This is a genomic window from Ottowia sp. SB7-C50 (assembly GCF_033110285.1).
Classification (GTDB): domain Bacteria; phylum Pseudomonadota; class Gammaproteobacteria; order Burkholderiales; family Burkholderiaceae_C; genus Ottowia.
In genome coordinates this window covers 3,524,248-3,543,409 of sequence record NZ_CP136995.1, presented here as the reverse complement: position 1 = coordinate 3,543,409, position 19,162 = coordinate 3,524,248, and the positions used below count along the sequence as shown (strand labels likewise).

Below are 19,162 nucleotides of genomic sequence, written 5' to 3'. Positions count from 1 at the left end.
CCGGGTCATAGATTCCCCCCGTTGCTGGGGGTGACGCCCGTCAGGCCCGGTGCCAGTTGCAACGTCGGCACGGCATTCACCGCAGCGGCCTGGCCCACGTTGTCAAACGTCACCGACACCGTGACCGACGTGCCCGGCGGGATGCTGCTGGCGTTCGCAATCGGTGCGATCTTCGACGTCAAGTCCGGCAGCGGCGGCAACACCTGGAAGTTGGCCTGGCTGCTGCCGTCGCCGGTGCCGCGCACGCTGGCGCTGGAGCGCAGCGACGCCGTGTTGGGCGCCGACACGCCACCCGTGGGCGAAGCGATGGCCGTGTAGGTCAGGCGCAAACCCGAGTTGGCCGGCAGGTCCAGCGTGCCGGTGATGCCCGCGGCGTTCGACGTGAACGTGGGGCAGGTCGCTGCGCCCACGGCGCCGCTCAGCTGGCCATCGGCCGCCGTCAGGGGTCGGCAGGCCAGGTTGGCATAGCCGGCCGGGTTGGCGGCCTGCAGCGCCGCGTCCATCGCATCGCTGAAGCTCAAGCCCGTGGCTGCCGTGGCGTTCGGGTTGATCAAGTCCACCGTGTACGTGACCGTGGCGCCCGGCAGCGGCTGCTTGGGCGATACGTCCTTGTTCACCACCAGCGTCGGGCTTTTTGAAGTGTTCAAAAAAGCATTCGCCGAGACGGGTGCAAACTGGGCGTTCGCACTGGCGTCTGGGCGCGCCACGGCGATGTTGTATGTGAATGTCTGCGTGCCCGGGTACTGGGCGGTCACGGTAAACGTCAGGCTGGCGCCGGCCGGCAGCGTGTTGCTGCCGGGGGTGCCCCAGCTGAAGTCGAAGTCCGGCCGTCGCGTGGACCAGGAATTGTTGGGGTTGTCTGCCACCGTAGTGGGTGCCGTGGTGGCCCCGTTGCTGGTGTAGCGCGTGCCCTGCAGCGGCGTGAACGTGGGGCACTTGGCATTCAGCGTCGGCGAGCCGCAGCTGATGGTGGCCGTCACCCCCTGGTCAATGCCGCCGTATTCGAACGTGTCGATCAAGCGCGGCACATCGATGTTGGCGCCCGACGTGTTGGTGAGCACGAGCGTGTACGTCACCTTGCCGTTGGCCGGTATGGTCGTCACGTCCGCAGTCTTGGTCAAAGAAGCAGACGCCCCGCACACCGGCAGGTTGACCATGTCAAACGGCACATTCACCGTGTTGTTGGCCTTCGTGCTGTCGTAACCCAGCGGCGTGGGCGTGCCGTTCACAGTCATCTGGTTATTGGGGTAAGACAGCCGATCACTGGGCACACAAGTGACCTGGCCCGTCAGCGGCGGCACCCGATAGGAGTAGATAAAGGTCAGCTTGCCGCCGGCCGGCCACTGGGGTTGCCCGTTTTTCCAGTCTTCGGCTTGCAAGTTCCAATAATTACTGCCGGGGAAGTAGCCTGTTACCGTGTCGGGGCAAGTGGCGCCTCCGGTGGCCACACAGCGCAGGCCACTGCTGGCCGCCGCTTGGCCCGGGGATTGAATGCGGAGCGGCAGGCTGGCCGGATCACCGGGCTTGGCGGTCATCATGCCCGGGTCGGACGTCGTTGGCCAGGCATAGGCGTCCGCCCGGTCCGGGCTCCATGGGGCGCTGCTATACGTCCATCCACTGCGTGTCACCGTGTTGTAATAAGACAAATTGTCCTGGATGTTGTATTGAGTCAGCGGCACGCTGCCGGGCAGCAGGGTGACGACGGACTTGAAGTAGACCCAGTCACCCGGGTTCAGGGCGGCCACACCGACGGTGGCGTCGGCGTTCTTGAACGGGCCGGACTTCTGCGCTTCCAGGTCGTAATTGGCGCTGCACGGCACACCCACGTTGGCTACCGGCTGCAACTGGTAGGCGTTGTTGCCCTTGGTCTGCTGGCCCGTCTGGTAATTAGAGGCGGGCCAGGTCAGGTTATAGTTGGTGTCCTTGTACGTGCCGGGCGGCACGATGTCGGCCTGCGCGAAGAGGAACTGCGCCTTGCACACGGTGGTGATGTCGGCGCCCGTGGTGCCGGTGAAGTTGACCGCCAGGGTACTGTTGGCCGGCATGCTGGGCGCCAGGCCGGTCAGGGTGGTCTTGTCCGCGCTCAGCACCCAGCTGGTGGGGCACACCGCACCGCCGCTGGGGGTGCAACTGGCCGGCGCGGCATCGAGGCTGATGCCGGTGGTGGGCCAGGTCACGTGGAACACCAGTGGCACATTGGCCGCGGGATCCGGCGAACCGGCGCCATTGGCATACGACGCGGTCAGCGCGAACGGTGCGTTGGGGTTGTAGGTCGCTGTGCCCGAATTGACGATGCTTTGCACCAGCAGATCGCCGCTCTTGCACACCGCAGCCGCCGGCTGGGTGGTTTGGGTGACCTGGTTGTCTGCACTGGTGCCGGTGTTTTCCGGTGGGCTAGTGTAATAGGTGTTGTTCGCAACAACGTAAGAGCCGATGTAGCCCATCAAATCCACCTGGCGCGTGTCGCTGGCCTTGCCGCCCTGCGTGGGGTCGGTACACAACGGCGCACCCACCACCAGCGACACTTGCAGCGTCAGCGTGCTTCCGGCGGGCATGTTGACGTAGCTGATGCTCGGGTAGTCAGTGCGCACGCTGGCGTTGGCGCACGATGCCCCGGTGCCGCTGATGCAGGTGACGCTGGGGTTGGGCGTGGGCGGATTCACCGGGTTGGAGAAGGGCTGCTGACCGCTGGGCGGCGCCGTGGCCGTGCCCTGGGCGAATTGGGTGTTGAAGCTCGCCGTCAGATGCTCCGCCATGGTGGAGTTGTTGCGCATCGTCACCGTGTAGGTGTACAGGCTGTCGGGCGTGCCGGCGATGGGTGTGATGACCGGGTTGCCGATGGTCAAGCCATAGTCGATGCGCGGGTTGTTGACCGCGTAGTTGGCGGTGGAAATGTTGGTGCCGGCGGCCACCTCGGTATCGCCAGCGCCCACGGTGATGGTGGCGGTGGACACCACTTTCTCCACCAGCGGCAGGGGCGGACAGCCGCCGCCGTTGCCCGGGGAACCGAGGCAGTCGGTTTGCGTGACGATGGGCGCCGGAATGCTCAGCACCAGTTGGGCGCCCATGGGCAGGGTGGGCACGGTGCCGGTAAGGATGGCCTGGGTGGCATCCAGCGTGTAGCTGGCCGGGCACACCGCGCCGCCGCTGGCGGTGCAGGTGACCTGAGTGTTCCACGCCACGGCCGCGGTGGCCGATTTGGGGTTGTTGAAGGTCAGCACCGCATTGGTGGCCGTGCCGGGGCCGCGGTTGCCGATGGTCACCGTGTGGGCGGTGGTCTCGGTGTAGTTGTAGACCGCCTTGGAAACAGTGTCGTTGACCGTCAGGTCCACCGACGCGGCCAGTGCCGTGCCAGCCAGCGCCAGGCTTGACAGCCCCAGCGCCCAGCGCCTTGCGCGCCGCCATGAGTGTGAAAGTCGCATTGATTCCCTCGATTGCAACGGAGTTTTTGGAATTTGGGTTGGCGTGTGTGCTCCACGCACTCTTACCCCAAACTCATATTTCACCAGAATTTCACGAGGCAGTACAACGATGCGCTCATCAGCGAACCCACCGAAAAACGTCGTTATTACTATCTAATTAAATTCCATTGGGGTGGTTGTTGTTTTTTGCGGAATGCCTGCGCTTCGCGCACGAGCCACTGGCAGGGCGGACACCATGGCGGCCTACCCTGTGCCGTGCTGCCGGTCATTCAGGGTGCATCATGCGGATAACAGATTTGACGGCTTGAGTGAGCGTGAGTCGAAAGTAGTTATTTAGACTCCATCATTGAGATGATATTGCACAATACTAATACATTGGTATTAAATAAGTTCGCTGGTCTGACGCGCGCCACCCACTGCGCGGGCACGCTGTACCGAAAGCATGCCTGCTGATCGGTGACAGGCAGATGTGGATTGGCCAGAGGGGCACGTCTGCCCGCGCAGCGCGATGCGGTGCCTGCGACCGGCGCGCCAACGCGCACCGCAGCACTGGAAGGCGCGTCAGCGCAGCCTGTTCAAGAGCAGCGACTCCACCGCCCGCCCCAGCGCCAGCACATGCGCGTCCTGGCCGCCGGCGCCGGCCAGCATCAGGCCCACGGGCGGCTCGCCCTCGGCATGGCAGGGCAGCGACAGCGCGCAGCCGTCCAGGAAGTTGATCAACGTGGGGTTGCGCAGGATCAGCCCGTTGGCCGCAAAGTAGGCTGGGTCGCTGTCGCGCAAGGCATCGACACGGGGCGCCACGATGGGCACCGTGGGCATCAGCAGAGCGTCGAAGCCGGCGATGCGTGCTTCGACCTGCGCGATCCAGCGCCGGCGTGCCGCCAGCAGGTCGATGTAGTCGGCCGCGCCCATGGCCTCGCCGCCGCGCAGGCGCAGGCCGACGCGCGGGTCGTAGGCGTTACCGCGCTCGGCCAGCAGCGGCCGGTGCCAGGCCCAGGCTTCGGCGCCCGCCAGCGTGCCGCGCGCGTGCAGCTGGCCGAGTTCGGTAAATTCGGGCACGGCGATGCGCTGCAGGCGCGCGCCAGCAGCGCTCAGCCGCGCGCAAGCGCGCTCGAAGGCCGAGGCGACCGCATCGTCCAGATCGTTCAGCACCAGCGTGTCGGGCACGGCCAGGCGTGCGTCGCGCACGTTGCGTGCGGGCGGCGCCACAGCGGTCTGCCCCGCCAGAATGGCATCGACGACGGCGCAGCAATGCACCGTGGCGGCCAGCGGGCCGATGGAATCGAGCGAGGTCGACAGCGGCAGCGCGCCAGCGGTGGGCACGCGGCGCTGCGTCGGCTTGAAGCCGGTCAGGCCGCACAGTGCGGAAGGGATGCGCACCGAGCCGCCGGTATCCGAGCCGATGCCTACCACCGCCATGCCGTCGGTGACCGATACCGCGGCGCCGCTGCTGGAGCCGCCCGGAATGCGCCCGCCGCCCACGCGGTCCCAGGGGTTGCGCGGCGTGCCGTAGTGCGGGTTCAGGCCCAGCCCGGAAAACGCGAATTCGGTCATGTTGGTGCGGCCCACGATCACAGCGCCGGCGGCCACCAACCGCTCGATGACGGGTGCGCTGCGCTCGGCGGCGGGTGCGTCCTTGAGCACCACCGAGCCAGCGGTGGTGACCTGCCCCGCCACATCCAGCAAATCCTTGATCGACACGGGCAGGCCTTCGAGCGGCGAGCGCACCACGCCGACGGCGCGCAGCGCGTCGCTGGTCTCGGCCATGGCGCGGGCGCGGTCGGCGTCGATGCGCGTGAACACGCGGGCGCCTTCGCCTGCGGGGTCGAGCGCACGCGTCAGCGCCGCTTCGGTAAGTGCGCGCGACGTGGTGCGGCCCGCGCTCAGGTCGGTGGCCAGTTGGGCAATGGTGGGCAGCATGACAAGTTGTTATTAACTATCAATATAATAGCTATCGGCGCTCGTTGGACAAGTACTGGAGCCACATTTGACTGCGAAATCCTGGCTGGCCTGGCAGGCATCGCGCGGGCCGGACGCCCGATCAACCGCGCGCCAGCTTGAACACCGCCGTGCTGGCCCGCGCGTTGGGCAGCCAGCGCACCACCCGGCCGTCCTGCAGGCCGAAGGCGTCCAGCACCTGCAGGCCGTTCTTGCGCGCCAACGCCTCGAAGTCCTTGAAGGTGCCGACGCGGATGTTGGGCGTGTCGTACCACTGGTAGGGCATGCGCCGCGTCACCGGCATGCGGCCGCGTGCCACGCTCAGCCGGTTGGGCCAGTGCGCGAAGTTGGGGAAGGCGACGATGCCGATGCGGCCCACGCGCGCGGTTTCGCGCAGCATGACCTCGGCATTGCGCAGGTGTTGCAGCGTGTCGATCTGCAGCACGACGTCGAAGCTCTGGTCCTGGAAAGCCGCCAGGCCCTGGTGCAGGTTGAGCTGCAGCACGTTGACGCCGCGCTTCACGCAGGCCAGCACGTTGGCGTCGTCGATCTCGATGCCGTAGCCGGTGCAGCGCCGCTCGCGCACCAGCTGCTGCAGCAGCGCGCCGTCGCCGCAGCCCAGATCGAGTACGTGCGCGCCTTCGGGCACCAGCGCGGCGATGGTGTGCTGGATCTGCGTGTCGCTCATCGCGCGTCTCCGGCAAAACTATCAAAATAGGAGCGCACGACGCTCATGTAGCGCGCGTCGTCGAGTAAAAAAGCGTCGTGACCGTGGGGTGCGTCGATTTCGGCGTAGCTGACCTGGCGGCGGTTTTCCAGCAGCGCCTTGACGATCTCGCGCGAGCGCGCGGGCGAAAAGCGCCAGTCGGTGGTGAAGCTGACCAGCAGAAACCTGGCCTGCGTGCGCGCCAGTGCGCGCGTCAGGTCTCCGCCGAAGGCGCGCGCCGGGTCGAAGTAGTCGAGCGCGCGGGTGATCAGCAGGTAGGTGTTGGCGTCGAAGTATTCGCTGAACTTGTCGCCCTGGTAGCGCAGGTAGCTCTCGATCTGGAACTCGATGTCCTGCGTGCTGAAGCGGTAGCCGCTGCCGTTGTGGCTGACGGCCTGGCGCAGCTCGCGGCCGAACTTCTCGTTCATCACGTCGTCGCTCAGGTACGTGATGTGGCCAATCATGCGCGCGATGCGCAGGCCGCGCGCCGGCACCACGCCGTGCTGGTAGAAGTGGCCGCCGTGAAAGTCGGGGTCGGTCACGATGGCGCGCCGCGCCACCTCGTTGAAGGCGATGTTCTCGGCCGACAGGTTGGGCGCGCTGGCCACCACCACGGCATGGCGCACGCGCTCGGGGTATTGCAGCGTCCAGCTCAGCGCCTGCATGCCGCCCAGGCTGCCGCCCATCACGGCGGCCAGCTGGCCGATGCCCAGCGCGTCCAGCAGGCGGGCCTGGGCGTCGACCCAGTCCTCGACGGTGACGACCGGGAAGTCGGCGCCGTACACGCGGCCGGTGTCGGGGTTGACGTGCATCGGCCCCGTCGAGCCGAAGCAGCTGCCCAGGTTGTTGACGCCGATGACGAAGAAGCGGTCGGTATCCACCGGCTTGCCGGGGCCGACCATGTTGTCCCACCAGCCTTCGCTGCGCTCCTGTCCGGCGTAGACGCCGGCGACGTGGTGCGACGCGTTCAGCGCGTGGCAGATCAGCACGGCGTTGCTGCGGTCGGCGTTCAGCTGGCCATAGGTTTCGTAGCTGAGGTCGTAGCCGCGCACGCTGGCGCCGCTTTGCAGGGGCAGCGGCGCCTCGAAATGCAGGGTCTGCGGTGTGGCGATGAGCGGCATGGCAACAAAAAACCCGGTTCGCCAAAACGGGCGCCGGGTCGATACGCGCTCGGTTTTAGCGGAATTTATTGAGCGCCCGCAAGCGGAGGCAAATCGGCGCTGTGCGGGCAGTATAGCGCCCGCTGGCCCTCACAGTGAGTGCGCTGGCGCGCTGCTCAGCCCCAGCCCATCAGCGCCACCATGCCCAGCACCGCAAAGATCGCGGCAGACACCAGGTGCACCACGCGGATCGGCACCTTCTTGACCAGCCGGTCGCCAAACCACACCACCGGCGCGTTGGCAATCATCATGCCCAGCGTCGTGCCCGCCACCACCGCGGCCCACGCCTTGTACTGCGCGGCCAGCGCCACGGTGGCGATCTGGGTCTTGTCGCCCATCTCGGCCAGGAAGAATGCCACCAGCGTGGTGCCGAACACGCCCAGCCTTGACGCCGCGCTGGGCTGGTCGTCCTCGTCCAGCTTGTCGGGTATCAGCATCCACACCGCCATGGCGATGAACGACAGCCCCAGCACCCAGCGCAGCACCTGCGGCCCCAGCTGCGCCTGCACCCAGCTGCCCACTGCGCCGGCCAGAGCGTGGTTGGCCAGCGTCGCCACCAGAATGCCCAGCACGATCGGCCAGGGCTTGCGAAAGCGCGCCGCCAGCACCAGCGACAGCAGCTGCGTCTTGTCGCCCATTTCGGCCAGGGCGACGATACCGGTGGAGACGAGGAAGGCTTCCATGCAGCAACAAAATGATTCACATGGCGTGCCAGCGCACGTCCATGCTGGGGTAGCAGCTACTTTATTGGTAGCATAGGCCGGCCGCTCCGCAGGCGGTGCGCGGCGGGTTCAGGGGCACGGATTGTAGGGGCGTCGGTCTGCTGACCCCGCGCGGGGGCCGAACCGCGGCCAATACCTGACTGGTTTGGAGGGTGAAAACCCGCATGCTTGACTTTCATATTTCTGACGCATAATCGCGCGGGTGCGTGGCTTTTTGCATGCGTACCGTGGCTTTGCGGTGATCACAGTCAGTTGCCCTTTTCGGTCGAGCGAGAGCTTCGTCGAAGGCGTTTCGCGGACTCCATCGCTTTTTTTTCGTTATTGAGGAGTCCCTTTCAATGGGCAACAAACTTTACGTCGGCAACCTGCCGTACAGCGTTCGCGACGCCGATCTGGCGCAGGCGTTCGGCCAATTCGGCTCGGTGACCAGCGCCAAAGTGATGATGGAGCGCGATACCGGCCGCTCCAAGGGTTTCGGTTTTGTCGAAATGGGCAGCGATGCCGAGGCTCAGGAAGCCATCAACGGCATGAACGGCCAGCCCCTGGGCGGCCGCAACGTCGTCGTCAACGAGGCGCGTCCCATGGAAGCGCGCCCGCCGCGCTCTGGCGGCTACGGCGGCGGTGGTGGTGGTTACGGCGGTGGCGGCGGTGGCGGCTACGGCGGTGGCCGTCGTGAAGGCGGCGGTGGTGGCTACGGCGGCGGCCGCGAAGGTGGCGGCGGCTACGGTGGCGGTGGCCGCGAAGGCGGCGGCGGTGGTGGTTACGGCGGTGGCGGCGGCGGCGGCTACGGCGGTGGCCGCCGTGAAGGCGGTGGCGGCGGCTACGGTGGTGGTGGCAACGACGGCAGCTTCCGCAGCCCCTACGGTCCCGGCCCGCGCGGCGGCGGTGGCCGTCGCGAATACGGCGATCGCCGGCGCGACACCTTCGACCAGGGCCGCGACGACGAGTAAAGTCGCCCAGCCTGCCGCCCTTGCCGGCGCAGGCCAGCCCAGCTAACCAAGGCCCCCGCGTGGGGCCTTTGTCATTGGGGGCCGGTGTGTCCCGCCCGTGCCTTGCGCGGCTTGCCCGCCAGCAGCGCGTCGAACAGCGGGTTGGGCAGCACGCGCAGCAGCTTGGCCACCACCCCCATCTGCCACGGAATCACCCGGTAACTGACGCCACGGGCGATGGCGCGCGCCGCCTGCGCGGCAAAGCGGTCGGCCGGCATCAAGAACGGCATCGCATAGCGGTTGGCGCGCGTCAGCGGCGTGTCGATATAGCCCGGCGCGATGGTCACCACGCGCACGCCGCTGCCGCGCAGCTCGCCGCGCAGGCTTTCGCAATACGCCACCACGCCCGCCTTGCTGGCGCAGTAGGCGCCGTGACCCGGCAGCCCGCGAATGGCCGCCACGCTGGCCACGCCCACCAGCGCGCCACGCCCGCGCTCGCGCATCGGCCCGATGAAAGGGTGAAACGTGGCCGCCATGCCGGTGTTGTTCACCGCCAGCGTGCGGGCCATCACGTCGATGTCTTCCAGCACCGCCGAATCCATGCCCACGCTGATGCCCGCGTTGGCGATCACCACGTCGGGCACGCCCTGCGCCGCCAGGCACGCCTGACCTGCGGTGACGATGCTGTCCACGTGGGCCACGTCCGCGCCGTATACGCGCCAGCGCGCCTCGGGCCAGCCCTGTGCGCGGCACCACGCGGCCAGTTCGGCCGGTCGGCGCGCCGGCAGGGCCAGATCCCAGCCCTGCAAGAAGTAATGCTGCGCCAGGGCCTGGCCGATGCCGCTGGAGGCGCCCGTAATGAAGGCCAGGGGAGAGGTCATAGGGGGAGAGCGGTCATGGTGGCGTGCTTCATGGCTTGAAAGTCAAATAACTTGCAAAGCCGTCATCGCTGGAAAAGTGCATAGGCGCCACCTTACCCGCGGGAGTTCGAAAACGCCTTCCGTCATTCCCGCGCAGGCGGGAATCCAGACGGCTCATGGAATCTGCGGCGACGTTTGAATGCCCATGGATTCCCGCCTGCGCGGGAATGACAGCGTTGTCTGCGGCCGTATGTGGACCAGGTTCGCGCCTGCAGTTTCGCGGGGAATGACGGGCCTTCGGCTCGACCCTCATTGGCCCGCTCATCACGCAGCCTGCCCACAGCCGCCCGCCGCGCCGCCTCACCTCGGCGGCAGCGTCCCGCGCACGCGCCCTGTCAGCTCGCCCACACCGCTGCGCTCGTCGTAGCTGAACGCATCGCCGGTGAACACGTCGCGCCCGCGCCGCAGTTCCACTGGCTTGTCGGACTGCACGCGCTTGTCGTCCACAAAGGTGTGCAGGTAGTCGCCGATGAATTCCAGCCGCGGCGTCGGCGCGCCGTCGGGCCGGGGCGCCTCGTCGCGCACCACGCGCGCGTTGCCGAACAGCTCCACCTCCGACCCGTCGCCCTTGGCCACCGCGCGATCGGCGGTGGCCACCGTGGGCCGGCCCTGCTCGTCAAACGAGCGGATGCGCGGTTTTTGTACCTGCAGCAGGTCGGTGGCAGGGTAATGGTGCCCCTCGGCGCCGATCACCTCGGACTTCAGCCGCCCGGACGGATCGAAGGTGCGCACCGAGAACTGCCGCATGAAATAGTCCGGGTCGCGCGACGCCGCCGCTGATGCGGGCGCGGTGTCGTACTGCGGCGCGCTGCGTACCAGCCACCAGGTGGCCAGCGCAAACAGCACCATCATCAGTGCGGGCAGCCAGGCCGACGCATGGTCCATGCCCCGGCGCCACAGGCGCGCGCGGTTCACGCCGGCGCCCCCAGCGCAGCGCCCAGCAGGCGGCGGTAATGGCCGCCGGCCACCAGCAGCAGGTCGCAGAATTCGCGCGCCGCGCCCGCGCCCGCCGGCGCGGTGGTGATGTAGGTTGCCAGCGCGCGCGCTTCGGCGTGGGCGGCGGGCGGCGCGCAGGCCAGCGCGGCGCGCTGCAGCAGCGGCAGGTCGGGCCAGTCGTCGCCCATGGCGGCGGCCTGCGCCCAGTCCAGGCCCAGTTCGGCCAGCATCGCCTCGGCGGCGGGTAATTTGTCTTCGGTGCCCAGGCGCAGGCGTGTCACGCCCAGCGCCTGCAGCCGCAGGCGCAGCGGGGCCGAATCGCGGCCCGAGATCACGCACGGCTCGATGCCCGCCTGCCGCAGCAGCTTCAGGCCATGCCCGTCCAGCGTGTGAAAGCGCTTCAGCGTCTCGCCCTCGGCCGAGAAATACAGGCCGCCGTCGGTCAGCACGCCGTCCACGTCAAAAAACGCCACGCGCACGCCCTGGGCGCGCAGCAGCAATTCGGGCGGCCAGGTCAGGGCAGGGTGCATCAGATCACCTTGGCCCGCATCAGGTCGTTGCTGTTCAGCGCGCCGGCCAGCCGCCCGTCGGCGTCCACGGCCAGCAGCACGGTGATGCGGTGTTGTTCCATCAGCTTGGCGGCCTCGGCCGCCAGCGCGTCGTCGCGAATGGTGCGCGGCTGCCCGCGCATCACGTCGCCGGCTGTCAGGGCGCGCAGGTCGCGCCCGGTTTCCACCAGCCGGCGCAGGTCGCCGTCGGTGAAGATGCCCAGCACGCCGCCCTCCGCATCGGCCACCGCCGACGCGCCCAGGCCCTTGCGCGTCATCTCGCGCATCAGCTCGCTGAAGGACGCTGCCGGCGTCACGCGCGGCACGTCGTCGCCACGGCGCATGATGTCCAGCACCCGCGTGAGCAGTCGCCGCCCCAGCGCGCCGCCGGGGTGCGAACGCGCGAAATCCTCGGTGCGAAAGCCGCGCGCATCCAGCAGCGCCACCGCCAGCGCATCGCCCAGCGCCAGCTGCGCGGTGGTGCTGGCCGTGGGCGCCAGGTTGAGCGGGCAGGCCTCCTTGGCCACGCCGCTGTCCAGCACCACGTCGGCATGGCGCGCCAGCGTGGAGCCGGTGTGGCCCGTCATTGCCACCAGCGGCACGCCCAGCCGCTTGACCAGCGGCAGCAGCACCGTCAGCTCGTCCACTTCGCCGCTGTTGGAAATGGCCAGCACCGCATCGCCGCGCTGGATCATGCCCAGATCGCCATGACTGGCCTCGGCCGGGTGCACAAAGAAGGCGGGCGTGCCGGTCGACGCCAGCGTGGCCGCCAGCTTGCGGCCCACGTGGCCGCTCTTGCCCATGCCCATCACCACCACACGGCCATCCACCGCCAGCAGCAGCGACACCGCGTGCACGAAGTCGTCACCCAGCCGGCCCTTGAGGCCCAGCACGGCCGCGGCTTCGATGTCCAGCGTGTCATGGGCCAGGCGCAGCACCTGGGCGGAATCGAAGGTCATGCGGGCATTTTATCGGCGCGGGGTGGGCTGCCGGGGCCAGCTGCGGGGCCGCGCCGCACGCGACCAAGTGCACGCTCGCGGGCAGCCGGCTCATCGGGCGCACGACCGGAAGGAACAGCCAGAGATAGCTCGCTTTTTGGCCCATTTTTTTCGCTACCCCGGCAAGCGGTGACCGCACTGCGGGCCAGCTTGCTGGCCCCAAGCCCTCTCGCGGGCTGGTCGCAGGCCAAAAAAGTCACAAAAGCACCGAAGATCGCCGCTATTTTTTGTAATTAAAAGTAACGATCTTCAGTAGACCAGAATTTTTGTATCCGAGTGAAATGAGTACTTTAATGCTCCAAAATACAAAATATACCACAAGTATTAATACTTGTGTTTAATATTAAACCGGAATCTCTGTCGACAATGTAAGTACTTGGTGCTAAACCGCAAACCGACCCATCTTTCACATAGTCGGCCCGACTTTCAATATGCCAATTTGGGTATGAACCGTGGGGAGCGTTGTATGAAACCTTGGATCCAATGGGGCCGATGGGGCCTGGCGGGCGCTGCGGCGCTCTTTATGGGCGTGGCGCACGCCGACGTCGGCGTGATCAAGAGCTTCACGCCCAGCTTTACGGCGCCCAACACGCCGGCCACGCTTACCATCACGCTCAGCAACACCGGCAGCTCGGCCGCCACCGGCGCGGCCATCACCGACAACTTGCCCAGCGGCCTGGTGGTTGCCAGTCCCAGCAACCTCAACAACGGTTGCGGCGGTGCGGCCACCGCCACGGCAGGCACGGTGTCGCTCACGGGCGGCAGCATTCCAGCCGCCAGCGGCGCCACGCCGGGCTCGTGCAGCATCAGCGTCAGCGTGGTGGCATCGGCCGCCAGCTCCTACGTCAACAACCTGCCGATTGGCGCGCTGACCGCCACCCAGGGGGGCACCAACTACAGCAGCCCGCAGGCCACCACGGCCACGCTGACGGTGAACTCGTATTCGGCCATCACGGGCAGCAAGAGCTTTGGCACGTCGGGCGCCTACGCCAATGGCGTCTACCCGATGACGATCACGCTCAACAACCCCAACAACATTCCGCTGACGGGCGTGGCGTTCACTGACACCTTTCCCGATTCCTCCATCCTTGCCGTAGCAACCCCCGCCAACGGGGCCACCACCTGCGGCAGCGGGTCCGTCACCGCCACCGCCGGCCAATCGGTGGTCAGCTTGTCCGGCGGCACCATTCCCGCCAATGGCAGTTGTACCGTCACCTTCAACTATACGATCAAGCCCATCTATTCCGGTTTCGACGCTGGCGGCAACGTCGGCAACTCCATCGCTGCCGGTGCGGTCACCAGCAACGAAGGCGTGACCAACACCGCAGCCATCGCCAACAACACGGGATTCGCTCGCGGCACGCAAATTTCCAAGAGCACCGCAGCAGCCAACAACACCTTGGCGTCGGGTGAGGGCAGCAGCTTGACGTGGACGATCACCAACTACAACGCAACCGTGCTCAATCCGGTGACGTTCACCGACACGCTGCCCGCCGGCCTGACGCCTGGCAGCGTGGCCAGCAATGGTTGCGGCGGAAACATCGTGGTCTCGGGGCAGAGCGTCACCCTCACCGGTGGTGGACCGCTGGCGGGTGCCAGCGGGAACACCAGGCCCAACTGCAGCTTCACGGTGAACGTGACCGGTGCCAACAGCACCGGCCCGACATTCAGCGCGACCAATAATTCGTCCAACTACAGCGGCATCAACTTTGTCGACGCCGCCGTTGGCGTGGTCACACCCAGCATCAACGCGTTGACGGTCTCGGTCACGCCGCCGACCACCGTCACTGTGGCCAAGGCGTTTGCCGATGCGAAGATTCCTCAAACCGCCAGCACCACGTTGACCATCACGCTCCGCAACGTCAACGGCACCAACGCCACCATCAACAGTTTCAAGGACGACCTGGCGACCATGGGTGCCTCGGCCGGTGTCGTGGTGGGTTACAGCCCAGTGCCCAGCACCACCTGCCCTGGCGGCACCGCCGTCACCGCACCGCCAGGCCAGACCGTGATCAGCGCAGCGGGTGGTTACATCCCCGCCAACGGCAGCTGCACCATCACCGTGCCGATTTATCTGAAGCCCAACGGCAGCAGCTATGGCAACATGACCAATACCATCCCGGCGGGCAATCTGGACACCAGCGCGGGCAGCAACCAGGCGCCCGCCACCGCCGTCCTGTGGGGCACGGACGCCCTGCGAACCGCCGTGTCCAGTTCGACGACGTCAATCGTGGCGGGTGTGCAGACGGCGACCCTCACTTTCACGTTCACGCAGGCGGCTGGCGTGGCAGCCATGAGCGGCATCAGTTTCGCCAAGGCGATGCCGCAGTCGCCCTACCCCATGACCCTGGTGCCGGGCAGCGCCAGCACCACCTGCCAGGACGGCACCGCCAGCATCAGTGGCACCACGCTGTCCCTGACGGGTGGCACGATGGCGGCCGCCACCGCCACCACGGGCAACAGTTGCACCGTCACCGTGCAGGTCACGACGGCCGCGGGCAGCAGCGGCACGGACATCATCCAAATGGCAAACGGGGACGCCACGGCCACCGTGGCCGGCGCCGCCGGTGCGCCCGCGGGCACGGTGTCCAGCGTTCAGTACGCCTCAGGCAGTTCGGTCAGCATCACGGCCCTCGGCTCTCGCATCGACCTGTCCAAGCAGTTCCTGCCGGTGACGGTGGCCCTCAATGGCACTTCCCGCCTGACGATTCCGATCCTGAACAACAACGCCGACGCCATTAAATTGACCGGTGTGTCGCTCACCGACAACCTGCCGGCCGGCATGGTCATTGCGCCCACGCCCAATGCCGCGTTCACCAACGACACGGGCAGCTCGGGCTGCGTGATCGCCAGCGGCGGCGGCATCACCGCTGCGGCCGGCACCAGCACGCTGGCACTGGCGGGTGCCACCGTGCCCGCGGGCATGAAGTGTCTGCTGGGCGTCGACGTGAAGACCACCTTCGCCGGCAACCTCATCAACAACATTCCGGCCGGTGCCCTGACCAGCAACGAGGGCCTGAAGAGTCCGCTACTGGTCAGCGCCAGCATGACCTCCACCGGCACGGCCGACCCGTATGTCACCAAGACGCGCACCTCGGGCGCGGTAACGGCCGGCTCGCCGGTGACGTATGCCGTGGTGTTCGGCAACAACACGGGTGACCCGATGGCGGGCGCACCCATCAAGGACGCACTGCCGGCCGGCGCCACCAGCATGAGCTGGACCTGCACCGCCTCGGCCGCCACCACCTGCCCGGCCGCCAGCGGCAGCGGCGCCATCGACGCGCTGGCCACGCTGCCGGTTGGCGCCACGCTGACTTACAACGTGACCGTGCAGTTGCCGGCCACTGCCACGGGCAATCTGATCAACACCGCCACCATCACGGCGCCCAGCGGCGTGACGGACTCCAACATCAACAACAACACGGCCACCGTGAATGACCCGATCAGTGGCGCCCCGGCCACGCTGACCCTCAGCAAGACCGACGGCAGCACCACCTACACCCCGGGCGGCGCGGCGGTGTACACCATCGTGGTGGGCAACGGCGGTAACAGCGATGCCAGCGGCGTCAGCGTTGTGGACAACCTGCCCACGGGCCTGACCCTGAGCGGCGCTGTCACCTGCACGGCCGCCGGCACCGCCACCTGCGGCACGGTCACCGGCAGCACGGGCGGCACCAGCGCTGGCACCACCGGCGCCAGCATTCCGGTCGGCGCGGGCAACACGCTGACCTTCAGCGTGCCGGTCAAGTTTGCCTCGTCGATGACCACCAACCCGCTGGTCAACACGGCAACCGCCACGCCGTCGAGCGGCAGCGCCGTCACCGCCAGCGACAGCGACACCCCGGCCCTGAAGGCCGACCTGGTCGTCACTAAAGTCGCTACGCCCAACGGCACCTACCTGCCCGGCGAGCCGCTGAAGTACACCATCACGGTCAGCAACACCGGCCTGTCCGACCTGGTGGGCGTGAGCATCACCGACACCGTGCCTTCCACGGTCACGGTCAGCAGCTGGAGCTGCGCCGCGTCTGGCACCGGCGCCGACTGCGACAGCACTGCCACCGGCACCGACGCCAGCGGCACCACCAACGCCATCAACCTGGCCAACGTCAACCTGCCGGCCGGCACCGCCGTGGGCATCTCGGTGGTGGGCAAGGCCAGCGTCAGCGCCACCGCTGACATCGTCAACACCGTCACCGCCACCCCGCCCAACGGCGTGGCCTGCACCACCGCGCCCTGCGCCAAGACCGCCACGGTGACCAACACCAACGCCGGCACCCCGTTGCTGAACATCGCCAAGAGCGCTAACCCCGGCACCTTTGCCGTGGGCGCCACCGGCAGCTACGCCATCACGGTCAGCAACGCCAGCAGCGCTACCTCGGCCACCACGGGCGTGTACACCGTCAGCGACACGCTGCCCACGGGCATCACCGCCACGCTGCCGGCCACCAACTGGGGCACCGGCTGGGACTGCAGCGCCAGCACCGCCACCGTGGTCAGCTGTACCAACAGCACCGCGCTGATCCCCGGCGCCATCGCCCCGGTCATCACCGTGCCCGTGAGCATCGGCATCAACGCTGCCTCGCCCAGCGTCAACACCGCCCGCGTCAGCGGCGGCGGTGACAGCACCTGCCCGGCCAGCGGCACGACGCTGGTTCGATGCCAGGGCTCCGTCACCACGGCCGTCAACGCCCCCGGCCTCACCGTCAAGAAGACGCTGCAGGGCAACCTGGTCGTCGGCCAGTCCACCAACTACCTGATCACCGTCACCAACAACGGCCAGGCGCCCACGCTGGCGGGCACCCTCACCGACACCATTCCGACGGGCCTCGCCATCGGCACCCTGCCGGCCGGCTGCACGGCCGCCGGCCAGACGCTGACCTGCGCCATCCCGGCGGGCCTGGCCAACGGCAGCTTCGTCAGCTACACCATTCCGGTCACCCCGGATGCCAGCGTGGCCAATACCTCGGTCAGCAACACCGCCACCGCCAGCGGCGCCGGTGACCCGACCTGCCCGGCCGGTGCCAACTGCAAGGACACCGCCACCGGCACCGTCACCGCCCCGCAGCTGAGCCTGACCAAGACCGTCAGCCCCAGCACGCTGGTGGTCGGCCAGGCCGGCAGCTACACCATCACGGTGACCAACCAGGGCACGGCCGCCACCACGGCGGTGGCCACCGTCAGCGACGCCATCCCGGCCGGCCTGACCCTCGGCACCCTGCCGGCCGGCTGCACGGCCAGCGGCCAGACCGTGAGCTGCACCATCGCCAGTGGCCTCGCAGCCACCAGCGGCACCACCAGCTTCGTGATCCCGGTCACCGCCACCGCCAGCCTGCTGGGCCAGTCCGTCACCAACACCGCCAGCGTCAGCGGCGGCGGTGACCCCGGCTGTACCACGGCCCCGGTCGCTGCGCGCTGCACCGGCAGCGTCACCGCCCCGGTGAGCGCCCCGCAGATGACGATCAAGAAGACCGCCAGCACCGGCTGGGCGGTGGGCGTGCCGGCCAGCTACACGCTGGAAGTCACCAACACCGGCAGCGCCGACAGCTTCGGCACCATCACCGTCATCGACGTCATCCCGGGCTCGCTGACCCTCGGCACCCTGCCGGCCGGCTGCACCGCCGCGGGCCACCAGGTCACCTGCACGTCCAGCGCCGTGCTGGCCAAGGACGCCAAGATCAGCTTCGTGATCCCCGTCACGCCCACCGCCGCCTCGGCGCCCAGCGTCAGCAACACCGCCACCGTCCAGGGTGGGGGCGATCCGGTCTGCCCGACCGCTGCCAACTGCACCAGCACCGTGGTCACCCCCGTGAGCGCGCCGCAGCTGCAGATCACCGAAACCGCCAACGGCCCGTGGAGCATCGGCATGAGCGGCGCCGCCTACACCATCACGGTGACCAACGTCGGACCGGCCACCACCACCGGCCTGGTGACCGTCAACGCCACCCTGCCGGCGGGCCTGACCCCCGGCTGGAGCGGCACCACCACGCTGAACGGCTGGAGCTGCACCGCCAACGGGCAGGACATCGCCTGCACGGCCACACCCGACCTGGCCAACGGCGCCAACGCCGTATTCACCTTCCCGGTGAACGTGCTGGCGGCGGCCGTGCCCAGCGTGACCACGCCCTCGGCCGTGGGCGGCGGCGGTGACCCGTTCAACGGCGGCACCACCCCGGCAGCGGGCACCGCCTGCACCACGCTGGATGCGACCCCCGCACCCAACCACTGCGCCACCGTCACGCTGCCGATCCCGGTCTCGGGCGCCGTGAGCACCGTCAAGACGCTGGATGCCGGCACCAAGACCCCCTTGGTGGCAGGCCAGGCGGTGACCTACGTGCTGACGGCCACCAACAGCGGCGGCACGGCCGTGGCCAACTACGTGCTGAACGAAGTGGTGCCTGCCAACGCCACCTTCACCAGCATCGAAGGCGGCACCACCACCTGCACCGCCGGTGCGGCCGCCGGCACCCTGTGCCCGGTGACCATCGCCAGCGTGCCGGCCGGCGGCAGTGCCAGCGTGCGCATCACCTTCACCCTGGCCAAGACCTTGCCCAGCGGCTTCACCCAGATGGTCAACGCCATCACGGTGCCGGCGGCCTGCGCCGGTGCAAGCTGCGATGCACCGCCCACGCCGCCCAGCTGCACGGGCAGCAGCTGCACGCCGGCTGCCAGCTGCACCGCCGGTGACCCGCTGTGCGTGAGCACCCCGGTGACCGCGCCCGCGCAGCCCAGCGGCCTGACGCCCGTGCCGACAATGTCGGAGTGGATGCTGATGGCCATGGCCATGATGATCGGCCTGATGGGCTGGCGTCAGGCGCGGCGCGTGGCGCAGCGATAAGCCCGGCCCGGCCGATGCCGTGAAGAACCCCGCCTGAAAGGGCGGGGT

General features: G+C 68.0%; 11 protein-coding genes. 2 read left to right on the top strand and 9 right to left on the bottom strand.

Features of this window, described 5'->3' with window-relative positions:
- Nucleotides 1-5: 5 nt before the first annotated feature.
- From R0D99_RS16880 to R0D99_RS16860, 5 genes are all read right to left on the bottom strand, one after another.
- Nucleotides 6-3,422, bottom strand: a complete 3,417-nt coding sequence (locus R0D99_RS16880; RefSeq protein WP_317749324.1) for a hypothetical protein — start codon at nt 3,420-3,422, stop codon at nt 6-8.
- Nucleotides 3,423-3,983: 561 nt separating this feature from the next.
- Nucleotides 3,984-5,342 (bottom strand): amidase, encoded by a 1,359-nt coding sequence (locus tag R0D99_RS16875; protein ID WP_317749323.1) that lies wholly within the window; start codon nt 5,340-5,342, stop codon nt 3,984-3,986.
- A gap of 121 nt (nt 5,343-5,463) precedes the next feature.
- Complete coding sequence (metW, locus tag R0D99_RS16870) at nt 5,464-6,048, bottom strand: methionine biosynthesis protein MetW (protein ID WP_317749322.1); 585 nt, start codon at nt 6,046-6,048, stop codon at nt 5,464-5,466.
- A complete protein-coding gene (gene metX / locus R0D99_RS16865; RefSeq protein ID WP_317749321.1) occupies nt 6,045-7,187 on the bottom strand; it encodes a homoserine O-succinyltransferase MetX in 1,143 nt (380 codons plus the stop codon). The genes metW and metX overlap by 4 nt, the downstream gene beginning before the upstream one ends.
- A gap of 155 nt (nt 7,188-7,342) precedes the next feature.
- Entirely contained in the window at nt 7,343-7,909 is a 567-nt protein-coding gene (locus R0D99_RS16860) for a TMEM165/GDT1 family protein (RefSeq protein WP_317749320.1), read from the bottom strand.
- Nucleotides 7,910-8,286: 377 nt separating this feature from the next.
- Here R0D99_RS16860 and R0D99_RS16855 point away from each other — a divergent pair, with 377 nt between their 5' ends.
- Entirely contained in the window at nt 8,287-8,898 is a 612-nt protein-coding gene (locus tag R0D99_RS16855; protein ID WP_317749319.1) for an RNA-binding protein, read from the top strand.
- 71 nt (nt 8,899-8,969) lie between these two features.
- Here the strand turns inward: R0D99_RS16855 and R0D99_RS16850 are convergent, their stop codons facing one another.
- From R0D99_RS16850 to R0D99_RS16835, 4 genes are all read right to left on the bottom strand, one after another.
- Nucleotides 8,970-9,758, bottom strand: coding sequence for an SDR family oxidoreductase (locus R0D99_RS16850; protein WP_317749318.1), 789 nt, complete (start codon nt 9,756-9,758; stop codon nt 8,970-8,972).
- Between the two features lie 339 nt (nt 9,759-10,097).
- Nucleotides 10,098-10,712, bottom strand: coding sequence for an LPS export ABC transporter periplasmic protein LptC (lptC, locus tag R0D99_RS16845; protein ID WP_317749317.1), 615 nt, complete (start codon nt 10,710-10,712; stop codon nt 10,098-10,100).
- Nucleotides 10,709-11,263: a KdsC family phosphatase gene (locus R0D99_RS16840; RefSeq protein WP_317749316.1), complete on the bottom strand. Its 555-nt coding sequence runs from the start codon at nt 11,261-11,263 to the stop codon at nt 10,709-10,711. Before R0D99_RS16840 ends, lptC begins: the two co-directional genes overlap by 4 nt.
- Nucleotides 11,263-12,240 (bottom strand): KpsF/GutQ family sugar-phosphate isomerase, encoded by a 978-nt coding sequence (locus R0D99_RS16835; protein ID WP_317749315.1) that lies wholly within the window; start codon nt 12,238-12,240, stop codon nt 11,263-11,265. Before R0D99_RS16835 ends, R0D99_RS16840 begins: the two co-directional genes overlap by 1 nt.
- A 505-nt stretch (nt 12,241-12,745) precedes the next feature.
- Here R0D99_RS16835 and R0D99_RS16830 point away from each other — a divergent pair.
- Complete coding sequence (locus R0D99_RS16830) at nt 12,746-19,114, top strand: IPTL-CTERM sorting domain-containing protein (protein WP_317749314.1); 6,369 nt, start codon at nt 12,746-12,748, stop codon at nt 19,112-19,114.
- Nucleotides 19,115-19,162 lie beyond the last annotated feature (48 nt).

What these genes read in the sequence shown, in the direction of transcription:
- R0D99_RS16840 (WP_317749316.1), bottom strand. Translation starts at nt 11,263, where the DNA reads ATGCACCCTGCCCTGACCTGGCCGCCCGAATTGCTGCTGCGCGCCCAG.
- R0D99_RS16830 (WP_317749314.1), top strand. Translation starts at nt 12,746, where the DNA reads ATGAAACCTTGGATCCAATGGGGCCGATGGGGCCTGGCGGGCGCTGCG.
- R0D99_RS16855 (WP_317749319.1), top strand. Translation starts at nt 8,287, where the DNA reads ATGGGCAACAAACTTTACGTCGGCAACCTGCCGTACAGCGTTCGCGAC.
- R0D99_RS16875 (WP_317749323.1), bottom strand. Translation starts at nt 5,342, where the DNA reads ATGCTGCCCACCATTGCCCAACTGGCCACCGACCTGAGCGCGGGCCGC.
- metW (WP_317749322.1), bottom strand. Translation starts at nt 6,048, where the DNA reads ATGAGCGACACGCAGATCCAGCACACCATCGCCGCGCTGGTGCCCGAA.
- R0D99_RS16860 (WP_317749320.1), bottom strand. Translation starts at nt 7,909, where the DNA reads ATGGAAGCCTTCCTCGTCTCCACCGGTATCGTCGCCCTGGCCGAAATG.
- R0D99_RS16880 (WP_317749324.1), bottom strand. Translation starts at nt 3,422, where the DNA reads ATGCGACTTTCACACTCATGGCGGCGCGCAAGGCGCTGGGCGCTGGGG.
- R0D99_RS16850 (WP_317749318.1), bottom strand. Translation starts at nt 9,758, where the DNA reads ATGACCTCTCCCCTGGCCTTCATTACGGGCGCCTCCAGCGGCATCGGC.
- R0D99_RS16835 (WP_317749315.1), bottom strand. Translation starts at nt 12,240, where the DNA reads ATGACCTTCGATTCCGCCCAGGTGCTGCGCCTGGCCCATGACACGCTG.
- metX (WP_317749321.1), bottom strand. Translation starts at nt 7,187, where the DNA reads ATGCCGCTCATCGCCACACCGCAGACCCTGCATTTCGAGGCGCCGCTG.